The 10553-nt window shown below is 71.2% G+C and carries 10 protein-coding genes and 2 tRNA genes; 10 read left to right on the forward strand and 2 right to left on the reverse strand.

Annotation, left to right across the window (positions count from 1 at the left end):
• Together H7F53_RS05200 and H7F53_RS05205 are read right to left on the reverse strand one after the other, a co-directional pair.
• On the reverse strand, window positions 1-229 hold a 229-nt coding region (locus tag H7F53_RS05200), incomplete at its 3' end, for a hypothetical protein (protein WP_221773593.1).
• Between the two features lie 79 nt (window positions 230-308).
• On the reverse strand, window positions 309-794 hold the full coding sequence (locus tag H7F53_RS05205) for a flavodoxin family protein (protein ID WP_246438570.1): 486 nt from the start codon (window positions 792-794) through the stop codon (window positions 309-311).
• A gap of 98 nt (window positions 795-892) precedes the next feature.
• Here H7F53_RS05205 and recJ point away from each other — a divergent pair, with 98 nt between their 5' ends.
• From recJ to phoB, 10 genes are all read left to right on the forward strand, one after another.
• Window positions 893-2695, forward strand: a complete 1803-nt coding sequence (recJ, locus tag H7F53_RS05210) for a single-stranded-DNA-specific exonuclease RecJ (protein ID WP_185678436.1) — start codon at window positions 893-895, stop codon at window positions 2693-2695.
• A 117-nt stretch (window positions 2696-2812) separates the two neighbouring features.
• Window positions 2813-2887 (forward strand) — tRNA-Glu (locus tag H7F53_RS05215).
• Window positions 2888-2944: 57 nt separating this feature from the next.
• Window positions 2945-3019: transfer RNA gene (locus tag H7F53_RS05220), tRNA-Glu, on the forward strand.
• A gap of 108 nt (window positions 3020-3127) precedes the next feature.
• Window positions 3128-4327: a sensor histidine kinase gene (locus H7F53_RS05225; protein WP_185678437.1), complete on the forward strand. Its 1200-nt coding sequence runs from the start codon at window positions 3128-3130 to the stop codon at window positions 4325-4327.
• Window positions 4328-4386: 59 nt separating this feature from the next.
• Complete coding sequence (locus tag H7F53_RS05230) at window positions 4387-5433, forward strand: substrate-binding domain-containing protein (protein ID WP_185678438.1); 1047 nt, start codon at window positions 4387-4389, stop codon at window positions 5431-5433.
• Window positions 5434-5455: 22 nt separating this feature from the next.
• On the forward strand, window positions 5456-6841 hold the full coding sequence (gene pstC, locus H7F53_RS05235) for a phosphate ABC transporter permease subunit PstC (protein ID WP_185678439.1): 1386 nt from the start codon (window positions 5456-5458) through the stop codon (window positions 6839-6841).
• Entirely contained in the window at window positions 6834-8099 is a 1266-nt protein-coding gene (gene pstA, locus H7F53_RS05240; RefSeq protein WP_185678440.1) for a phosphate ABC transporter permease PstA, read from the forward strand. Before pstC ends, pstA begins: the two co-directional genes overlap by 8 nt.
• Window positions 8096-8881: a phosphate ABC transporter ATP-binding protein PstB gene (gene pstB, locus H7F53_RS05245; protein ID WP_343061930.1), complete on the forward strand. Its 786-nt coding sequence runs from the start codon at window positions 8096-8098 to the stop codon at window positions 8879-8881. The genes pstA and pstB overlap by 4 nt, the downstream gene beginning before the upstream one ends.
• A 19-nt stretch (window positions 8882-8900) precedes the next feature.
• Window positions 8901-9587: a phosphate signaling complex protein PhoU gene (phoU, locus tag H7F53_RS05250; RefSeq protein WP_185678441.1), complete on the forward strand. Its 687-nt coding sequence runs from the start codon at window positions 8901-8903 to the stop codon at window positions 9585-9587.
• Between the two features lie 21 nt (window positions 9588-9608).
• On the forward strand, window positions 9609-10298 hold the full coding sequence (gene phoB, locus H7F53_RS05255; RefSeq protein ID WP_185678442.1) for a phosphate regulon transcriptional regulator PhoB: 690 nt from the start codon (window positions 9609-9611) through the stop codon (window positions 10296-10298).
• Window positions 10299-10553: the final 255 nt, after the last annotated feature.

Raw genomic sequence — 10553 nt, forward strand, 5'->3', positions numbered from 1 at the left:
CCGGCCCGGGCGCCAGCCCCAGCGCGGCAAAGGGCAGGCCCGCCGCGCGCAGCTCGACCGGGGCACCCGCGGCGCCCGCGTCGGGCGCGAGCGCGAAGCCGCTGGCCCCGGCGGCGAGCGCGGCGGGATCGGGACGGGCACCGGGGGCAAAATACAGGACCAGGCCGGGCGCCCCCGTGGCGGGAGGGCGGCGCCGGCCGGCGCTGCCGGAACGGGTGGCTTCCTGCATGGCCCAAGCATCGGCAAAAAGCGCCCGCAGGTCGAGTCCGTGACAGGGATTTATCTCCGGAATGGAGGTGTTCTTGCGGTCAGAACACCCCCAGCGCAAGCCCGTGAGCCATGGCCTCGCCCAGCTCGCGCGCGGCCTGCAGCTGCGATGATGTCACCGCTTTGGGAGCGAGGATCTCGGCCGCGGTCTGGGCGCCCACCAAGGCGATCTGGGGCGGCGCGATCCGGCGCAGACGCCAGCCGGTGACGATCCGGTCAAGCTGGCGCTGCGCCCCGCTGCCGTCCGAACCGGCGGCGATGATCGTCGCGTAGCCGCGCCCCTCGACCCGGCCGAGCAGCGGATAGTAGCAGCGGTCGAACAGCTCCTTCATCGCCCCGCTCAGGCTGCCGAGGTTCTCGGGCGCGACGAACAGGAAGCCCTGCGCCGCCAGCAGGTCGTCGGCCTGGCAGGCCCCGGCCTCGATCAGGCGTGCCGCCGGCCCGGCGCCGTCGGCGGCGGCGCGGGCCAGCGCGGCGGCCGCCCCGGTGCGGCTGTGCCAGACGATGAGCAGGCTTGGGTGGGACAAGGGACACGAACCTCCGCGGCGGGCGTCCCCGGGGCTTATCACGATCTTTCGCCGATGCTCCACTTTCCGCGCGCAGGGCAATCGGCTAGCCCGCCGCCATGGCATCGCGCGCAACGGCTCTTTCGGGAATCACGCGCTCGCTCGGCGGGCGGCAATGGCGCTGGCGCGGCGGCAACATGGACCTCGCCGACCGGCCCGATCCGCTCGACGCCGGCTGGCTGGGCGATGATCTGGTTGACCAGCTGCTGCTCGCCCGCGGCGTCGCGCGCGAGGATCTCGAGCGCCACCGCAACCCCTCGCTGCGCGCCTTCCTGCCCGATCCCTCGCAGTTCCGCGACATGGACGCGGCGGCCGAACGGCTGGCCGAGGCCGTGCTCGGCCAGGAGGCGGTGACGATCTATGGCGACTACGACGTCGACGGCGCGACCAGTGCGGCCCTGCTGGTGCGGCTGCTGCGCGCCCTGGGGCTGTCCGCCGGCTATTACATCCCCGACCGTCTGCTCGAAGGCTATGGCCCCTCGGGCGAGGCGCTGGTGCGGCTCGGGGCCCAGGGCTCGCGCCTGATCGTCACGGTCGATTGCGGGGCCATGGCGCACGAGGCGCTGGGCATGGCCGCGGCGGCCGGGATCGACGTGATCGTGGTCGATCACCACAAGTGCTCGGCCGAGCTTCCGCGGGCCGCCGCGCTGGTCAACCCCAACCGTCTCGACGAGAGCGAGACCGGCGCCGCGCACGGGCACCTGGCCGCGGTCGGGGTGGCCTTCCTGCTTGCCGTGGCCACCGTGCGCTGCCTGCGCGGACGCGGTTTCTTCGCCGGCCGGCCCGAGCCCGACCTGTTCGCGCTGCTCGACCTGGTCGCGCTGGGCACCGTGGCCGATGTCGCCGCGCTGCACGGGCTCAACCGCGCGCTGGTGGCGCAGGGGCTCAAGGTGATGGCGCGGCGCGACAACACCGGCATGGCGGCGCTGATCGACGCCAGCCGGCTCAACCGCGCGCCGACCTGCAGCGATCTGGGTTTCGCGCTGGGGCCGCGGATCAATGCCGGCGGCCGGGTCGGCGAATCGACGCTGGGCGTGCGGCTGCTGACCACCGAGGACCCCGACGAGGCGCGCGCCATCGCCGCCCAGCTCTCGGCCCTCAACGAGGAGCGCCGCGCGATCGAGCAGGCGGTGCAGGAGGCGGCCGAGGCCCAGCTGGCAGCCCAGCACAACCGCGCCGTGCTGGTGCTGGCCGGCGCCGGCTGGCACCCCGGGGTGATCGGCATCGTCGCCGGGCGGGTCAAGGAGAAGACCGGCAAGCCGACGCTGGTGATCGCGCTCGACGCCGACGCGGCGGGACATGGCAAGGGCTCGGGCCGGTCGATCCCCGGGGTCGATCTGGGCGCGGCGATCATCGCCGCGCGCGAGGCCAGACTGCTGGTCGCCGGCGGCGGCCATGCCATGGCGGCCGGGCTGACGATCGAGCCGGCCCGGCTGGACGCGCTGGCCGAGTGGCTTGACGCCCGGCTCGGTGCGGCCGTGACCACGGCCATGGCCAACCAGGCGCTGACGCTGGATCTCGGGCTCACCCCGCGCGGCCTGACCCCGGCGCTGATCGAGCGGCTGGAGAGCGCGGGGCCGTTCGGGATGGGCTGGCCGGCGCCGCGCGTCGCGGTCGGGCCGCTGCGCGTGGTCCGCGCGGACGTGGTCGGCAACGATCATGTCCGGCTGATCGTGCGCGGCGATGACGGGGCCTCGTTCAAGGCCGTGGCCTTCCGCGCGGGATCGACCGAGCTGGGCCAGACCCTCCTGCACGGCACCCGCGACCGGCGGCTGTGGCTGGCCGGCCGGGCCAAGATCGACGACTGGGCAAGCCGTCCCCAGGCCGAGCTGCACATCGACGATGCGGCCTTCGCCGACTGAGCCGCGCGGCCGCTCCGCCGACCTGCGCCAAGGGGCAGGCCGCGCCCCGGCAAATCCGGGGTTGACCCCCGCCGGTGATCCACCTAAAGGCGCCTCCTCTCCGGCGCGAGCCGGGGCGGCCCCTTCGTCTAGCGGTCAGGACGCGGCCCTTTCACGGCTGAAACACGGGTTCGATTCCCGTAGGGGTCACCATCCTCTTCCGGTCCGCTCCTGCGGGTTGGCCGGACAGACCACGCCACGTGGCTATGTGGCCCCTTCGTCTAGCGGTCAGGACGCGGCCCTCTCACGGCTGAAACACGGGTTCGATTCCCGTAGGGGTCACCATCGCAGCCTTGGCCAGCCAGCATGCGGCAGGCTCCGGTTGCCCGCTCTCCGCACTGTCACAAAACTCCGCTGGCCGCCGCGCCGCAGCCCGGCTAGGTCGCGCCCGTGATGACGGGAGAGCAACCCCAGCCCTGGGCCGGCACGACCTTTGCCGTGATCGGCGGCATCGCCATCCTGGCCAGCGGCGGCGGGCTGCTGCTGGCGGTGGGCATCGTCGTGCTGTGGTGCGGCTCGCTCTGGCTGTTCCGGCCCGAGCCCCCGGCCCTGCCGGCGGTGGTCGATACGGCGACGCTGGTCGAGGACACCCGCGAGGCGCTGCTCGAGGCCGTGGGGGTGCCGCTGGTGCTGATCGAGCGCCAGCGCATCGCCGCCGCCAATGCCCCGGCGCGGGCCGCGCTGGGCGCGCACATCCTCGGCCAGGATGCCCGCATCGCGCTGCGCCATCCCGATGCGATGCAGCTGCTCGACCGCGACAGCGATGGGACCGTGACGATCGCCGGCTTCGCCGGCAGCCGCACCCTGTGGCAGCTGACCCGGCGGCGGATCAACGACACCGCCTGGCTGATCGAGCTGCTCGACCGCACCAGCGAGGCCGACGTCAGCCGCGCCCATACCGACTTCGTCGCCAATGCCAGCCACGAGCTGCGCACCCCGCTGGCGGCGATCATCGGCTATGTCGAGACGCTCCAGGATTCGGCCGACGCGATCGATCCGCCGACCCGTGAGCGCTTCCACCAGACCGTGCTGCGCGAGGCGCGGCGGATGCAGTCGCTGGTGGCCGACCTGATGTCGCTCTCGCAGGTCGAGGCCGAGAAGCACGACCTCCCGGACACGGCGATCGATCTGGTCCGGCTGGCGGAGCGGGTGGCCGGCGAGGCGCAGGCCATCGCCGGGCGCGACCGCGTGGTCACCGCGGTCCCGACCGGCCCGCTCGCCGTCCAGGGCGATCGCACCCAGCTCGAGCAGCTGGTGCGCAACCTGATCGATAATGCCCTCAAATATGGCGATCCGGCCAGCCCGGTGCGCGTCGCGCTGACGCTGCGGGGCGAACGGACGGTCGAGCTGGCGGTGACCGACCAGGGCGCCGGCATCGCGCCCGAGCACCTGCCCCACCTGACCCGCCGCTTCTACCGCACCGACCCCGGCCGCAGCCGCGGGGCGGGCGGGACCGGGCTGGGACTGGCGATCGTCAAGCACATCGTCGAACGGCACCGCGGGCGGCTCGACATCGCCAGCACGCTGGGGGTCGGCACCACGGTCACGGTCACCCTGCCGCGCCACGAGGCGGGCGCTTCCGCGTTGTCATGAAGGTGTCATGATTCTTACACAGAGCGCAGGCAATCCCGCACCAACGGAGCTTGCCGACGATGTTTAAACAGGGCCTCACCACCGGAACCGTCCTCACGGCCTGCGCGCTGCTCGCAGCCTGCGGCGGCAGCCAGGGCGGGACGCGCGACCAGATCCGCGCGGTCGGCTCCTCCACGGTCTATCCCTTCGCCAAGGCGGTGGCCGATTCGCTCGCCAAGTCGGACCCGGCGATCAAGTCGCCGATCATCGAATCGACCGGGACCGGGGCGGGCATGAAGCTGTTCTGCAAGGGCGTGGGGGCCGAGCATCCCGACGTCGAGAACGCCTCGCGGCGGATGAAGAAGTCGGAATACGAGGAATGCGCCAAGAACGGCGTCGACAAGATCGTCGAGATCCAGGTCGGCCTTGACGGGATCGCCTTCGCCGAGGCGGCCGCCGGCCCCAGCGGCTTCGCGCTGACCCCGGCCGACGTCTACAAGGCGCTGGCCGCCAACCCCTTCGGCCAGCCCAACACCGCCAAGCTGTGGTCCGACGTGAACCCGGCCCTGCCCAAGGAGCCGATCCTGGTCTACGGCCCGCCGTCGACCTCGGGCACCCGCGATGCGCTCAAGGAGCTGATCCTCGCCAAGGGCTGCGAGAGCGACCCGGCGATGAAGGCGCTGAAGACCAGCGACAAGGACAAGTTCGACAAGATCTGCACCGAGGTGCGCAGCGACGGCGCCTATGTCGATGCCGGCGAGAACGACAACCTGATCGTCCAGAAGCTCGAGGCCAACCCCGCCGCCGTCGGCGTGTTCGGGTTCAGCTACCTCGAGGAGAATGGCGACAAGCTGCGCGGCCTGCCGATGACCGGGGTCATGCCGACCTACCAGACCATTGCCGACTTCAGCTATCCGGGCGCGCGGCCGCTGTACATCTACGTCAAGGCCGCCCACCTCGACGCCATCCGCGGGCTCAAGGAGTTCGTCGCGGAATGGGCCAAGGCGTGGAGCAAGGGCGGCCTGCTCGCCAAGCAGGGCATGGTCGTGGCGCCCGACGAGGTCCAGGCCAAGAACGCCAAGATCGCCGCCGAGTTCACCCTGCTCGACCCGACCACCCTCAAGTAACCCCACCGAAAGCGCCGCGCCCGTGTCACCCGTCATCCCGCTGCTGCTGGTCCTCGCGCTTGGCGTGGTCGGCTGGCTCGTGGCGCGGGCGCGGGCGCGGACCTTCCGGCGCAGCGATCCGGCGCGGCGGCCGCATTCGCTGCCCGGCTACCACGCCTGGTTCGTCGCGCTCTGCGCGGGACTGCCGGCCGGGCTGTTCGCGCTGGTGTGGAGCGGGGCCAGCCAGGGACTGGTCATGGCCAGCGTCCTCGCCGATCCGGCGGCCCGTGACCTGCCCGCCTTCGGGATCACCCGCGACGCGATCCTGGCCGAGGCCCGCGCGCTGGCGACCGGCCAGGCCGAGGCCGCCTTCCATCCGCTGGCGCGCGCGCTGGTTCCGGCCTTCGAGCACGCGCTGCGGCTCTATGGCGGGGTTGGCGTGACCGCCACGCTGGTGCTGGGCTTCGCCGGGGGCGCCTGGGCCTTCCTGCGCCTGCGCCCCGAGTTCACCGCCCGGACCCAGGTCGAGCGGATCGTCATGGGGCTGCTGCTCGGCGCCTCGCTGGTGGCGATCCTGACCACCTTCGGCATCGTCGCCTCGCTGCTGTTCGAGACCTTCCGCTTCTTCGAATTCGTCTCGCCGCTGCGCTTCCTGTTCGGCACCCACTGGGCCCCCGATCCGATGGCCGCCGTGGGCCCCGCGACCGGCGAGGCCTATGGCGCACTGCCGCTGTTCTGGGGAACGCTCTACATCGGCGCGGTGATCGCAATGCTGGTGGCAATCCCGCTGGGGCTGATGAGCGCGATCTATCTCACCCAGTACGCCTCCCCAGCCCTGCGCCGATGGGTCAAGCCGATGCTCGAGATCCTCGCCGGGGTGCCCACCGTGGTCTACGGCTATTTCGCCGCGCTCACCGTCGCGCCGGCGATCCGCGATGCCGCCAAGGCGATCGGCATCGCCAGCGCCTCGTCGGAAAGCGCGCTCGCCGCCGGACTGGTGATGGGGATCATGATCATCCCGTTCGTCTCCTCGATGGCCGACGATTCGATCGCCGCGGTGCCGCAGGCGATGCGCGACGGCAGCCTCGCGATGGGCGCCACCCGCTACGAGACGATCCGCCGCGTGCTGGTCCCCGCCGCCCTGCCCGGGATCGTTGCCGGGGTGATGCTGGCCGTCAGCCGCGCCATCGGCGAGACGATGATCGTCGTCATGGCGGCGGGGGCCACCGCCCGGCTGACCGCCAACCCGTTCGAATCGATGACCACGGTGACCTTCCAGATCGTCGCCATGCTCACCGGCGAGGGCAGCTTCGATCACCCCGCCACGCTGTCGGCCTTCGCGCTGGGCATGGTCCTGTTCCTCGTCACGCTGGCGCTGAACTTCATCGCCCTGCGCGTGGTCAAGCGGTTCCGCGAAGCCTATGACTGAGCCCTCCGCCCCCCTCGCCCGCGCGGCGCGCGATCCTGAAGTGGTCGCCCGGCGCCTGGCCGCCCGCTATGCCGCCGAACGCCGCTTCCGTGCGCTCGGGCTGGGCGCGATCCTGTTCTCGGCCACTGTGCTGGTGTTCCTGCTGGTGACCATGGCGGCGAACGGCATCGGCGGCTTCAAGCGCACCGAACTGCACGTGCCGATCGATTTCGCCAGCGGGGTGCTGACGGTCGATCCCGCCCAGCTCAAGGGCAGCGATGCCGTGCGGGTGCTCGAGGGTGCCGGGCTGGCCGAGGTGGTGACCTTCGCCGCGACCCAGGCGGTTGGCGCGGAGGCCGCGGCCGAGCTCGATACCGATGCCTGGCGCGAGGTGGCCGCCCGGCTGATCGCGGAGCCCGGCCTGCTCAGCCGCCGGACCGAGCTGTCGCTCCCGGTCAGCGACGATCTGGCCGCCGCGCTGCGCGGCGATGGCAACCTGCGCCTGCGCCCGCTCGCCGCCAGGCTGGCAGCCGAAGGCAGGCTGGTGCGCGCCTGGGACTTCGGCTTCCTGCGCCGCGCCGATTCCACCCATGCCCAGTCGGTGGGGATCTGGGGCGCGCTCAAGGGCTCGATCCTGACCATGGCGGTAACCCTTGCCCTCGCCTTCCCGATCGGCGTGCTCGCCGCGGTCTACCTCGAGGAATATGCCCCGCGGAACCGCTGGACCGACGTGATCGAGGTGTCGATCAACAATCTCGCGGCGGTGCCCTCGATCATTTTCGGGCTGCTTGGCCTGGCCGTGTTCCTCGGGCTGTTTCCCAACTGGCGCTCGGCCCCGCTGATCGGCGGGATGACCCTGGCGCTGATGGCCATGCCGGTGATCGTCATCTCGGGCCGCAACGCGATCAAGGCAGTGCCGCCGTCGATCCGCGATGCCGCGCTGGGAATCGGCGCCAGCCGCGTCCAGGTGGTGTTCCACCACGTCCTGCCGCTGGCCCTGCCCGGCATCATGACCGGCACGATCATCGGCATGGCGCGCGCGCTGGGCGAGACCGCGCCGCTGCTGATGATCGGCATGCGCGCCTTCGTGGCGACCCCGCCCGACGGGCTGACCGCGCCGTCCAGCGTGCTGCCGGTGCAGATCTTCCTCTGGTCCGACGAAATCGACCGCGGCTTCGTCGAGCGGACCAGCGCCGCGATCATCGTCCTGCTCCTGTTCCTCCTCGCGATGAATGGCCTGGCCATCTATCTGCGCAACCGCTTCGAGAAACGCTGGTGACCACCTTCCACGAACTTGACCCGGTCGACGCCAAGATCTCGGCCCGCGACGTCTCCGTGTTCTACGGCGACAAGCAGGCGCTCGACCGCGTCTCGATCGACATCGCGACCGAATATGTCACGGCCTTCATCGGTCCCTCGGGCTGCGGCAAGTCCACCTTCCTGCGCACGCTCAACCGGATGAACGACACCATCGCCAGCGCGCGGGTGGAAGGCGAGATCCGGCTCGACGGCGAGGACATCTACCGCTCGGGCATGGACGTGGTGCAGTTGCGCGCCCGCGTGGGCATGGTCTTCCAGAAGCCCAATCCCTTCCCCAAGTCGATCTACGAGAACGTCGCCTATGGCCCGCGCATCCACGGGCTGGCCGGCAACAAGGCCGATCTCGACGCGATCGTCGAACGGTCGCTGCGCCGCGCCGGCCTGTGGGACGAGGTCAAGGACCGCCTGGCCGACAGCGGCACGGCGCTCTCGGGCGGGCAGCAGCAGCGCCTGTGCATCGCCCGGGCCATCGCGGTCGATCCCGAGGTGATCCTGATGGACGAGCCCTGCTCGGCGCTCGATCCGATCGCCACGGCGCGGATCGAGGAGCTGATCGGCGAGCTCAAGGGCCGCTACGCGATCGTCATCGTCACCCATTCGATGCAGCAGGCGGCGCGCGTGTCGCAGCGCACGGCCTTCTTCCACCTCGGGACCATGGTGGAATACGGCAAGACCTCGGACATCTTCACCAATCCGCGCGAAGAGCGCACCAAGGACTACATCACCGGCCGCTACGGCTGACGCGGGAGCAAATCAGGCGATGGCCCAGGAACACACCGTCAAGGCATTCGACGAGGACATCACCCGTCTGCGCGGCCTGATCGCCGAGATGGGCGGATTGGTCGAAGTCGCCATCGACGAGGCGCTCGACGCGCTGGTGCGCGGCAACGAGGCGACGGCCGACACCGTGATCGCGCGGGACAAGCGGATCGACGCGCTCGAGATGGAGGTCGACAAGCTGGCGGTGCGCGTGATCGCGCTGCGCGCGCCGATGGCCGACGACCTGCGCGAGGTGATCGCCGCGCTGAAGATCGCCGGCGTGCTCGAGCGGATCGGCGACTATGCCAAGAACATCGCGCGCAGCGCCAAGCGGGTCGAGAACCGCAAGAAGTTCGAGCCGCTGACCCTCATCCCGGCCATGGCCGAGATCGCCGGGGGCATGGTCCACGACGTGATGACCGCCTTCGCCGCGCGCGATCCGCAGCTGGCGATCGACGTGGTGGCCCGCGACGACAAGGTCGATGCCTTCTACGACAGCATCTTCCGCAACCTGCTGACCCACATGCTCGAGAACCCGGCGTCGATCTCCTCGGCCGCCGAACTGATGCTGGTGACCCGCAACATCGAGCGGATCGGGGATCATGCGACCAACGTGGCCGAGATGGTCCACTATGCCGCCACCGGGCTCTACCTCACCGACCGCGACGACCGGAACGGCACGAACTGATCCGCCAGACAGGAACCCCCCATGTCCCAACCCCGCCTGCTGCTCGTCGAGGATGACCAGGCCCTGGCCGAACTGGTCGAGTTCCGCTTCCGCGCCGAGGGTTACGCCGTGACCCGCACCGACGATGGCGACGAGGCCCTGCTGCTCGCCGCCGAGGAGGTGCCCGACGTGGTCATCCTCGACTGGATGATCGAGGGCACCAGCGGCATCGAGGTCTGCCGCCGGTTGCGCCGCGACAAGAAGACCGCGCACGTGCCGATCGTCATGCTGACCGCGCGCGAGGCCGAGGATGACCGCGTGCGCGGGCTCGAGACCGGAGCCGACGACTATGTCACCAAGCCGTTCTCGCCGCGCGAGCTGGTCGCCCGGGTCAACGCGATCATGCGGCGCATCCGCCCGGCACTGGCCGGCGAGATGCTCGCGGTCGGCGACCTGACGCTCGACGCCACGGCCCACCGCGTCACCCGCCGCGGGACCACCATCGCGCTGGGGCCGACCGAATTCCGCCTGCTGCGCCACTTCATGGAGCACCCCGGCCGGGTCTTCTCGCGCAACCAGCTGCTCGATGCGGTCTGGGGCACCGGCAGCGACATCGAGCTGCGCACTGTCGACGTGCATATCCGCCGCCTGCGCAAGGGCATCGAAATGCCGGGCCTGCCTGATCCGGTGCGCACGGTGCGCTCGGCAGGCTACTCGCTCGAGGCGGTCTAGGCCCGTCGCGGCGGGATGGCCGGGATGGGCGGGGAGCGGACGCTTCGGCTCCCTCCCGCTGGGGGAAGATCCGGAGGATAGCAACCGGGCATGTCCGGCCTTGCCGCTCCCCCGTCATCCCGGGCTTGCCTGCCCTGACGCGGGTCAGGGACCCGGGACCCGGCTTGCGGGTTTGCGCCGCTGCCACAGAGGGCAGCCCGGCCCCGGATCAGGTCCGGGGCGATGATCATTGAGGGATCGAAACCCGCCACTTCC

The sequence above is a fragment of the Novosphingobium piscinae genome, assembly GCF_014230355.1.
GTDB lineage: Bacteria > Pseudomonadota > Alphaproteobacteria > Sphingomonadales > Sphingomonadaceae > Novosphingobium > Novosphingobium piscinae.

Bases quoted from the DNA above. Each gene is read 5' to 3' on its own strand.
- H7F53_RS05225 (WP_185678437.1), top strand. From the start codon at position 3,128: ATGACGGGAGAGCAACCCCAGCCCTGGGCCGGCACGACCTTTGCCGTG.
- pstA (WP_185678440.1), top strand. From the start codon at position 6,834: ATGACTGAGCCCTCCGCCCCCCTCGCCCGCGCGGCGCGCGATCCTGAA.
- phoU (WP_185678441.1), top strand. From the start codon at position 8,901: ATGGCCCAGGAACACACCGTCAAGGCATTCGACGAGGACATCACCCGT.
- H7F53_RS05230 (WP_185678438.1), top strand. From the start codon at position 4,387: ATGTTTAAACAGGGCCTCACCACCGGAACCGTCCTCACGGCCTGCGCG.
- phoB (WP_185678442.1), top strand. From the start codon at position 9,609: ATGTCCCAACCCCGCCTGCTGCTCGTCGAGGATGACCAGGCCCTGGCC.
- recJ (WP_185678436.1), top strand. From the start codon at position 893: ATGGCATCGCGCGCAACGGCTCTTTCGGGAATCACGCGCTCGCTCGGC.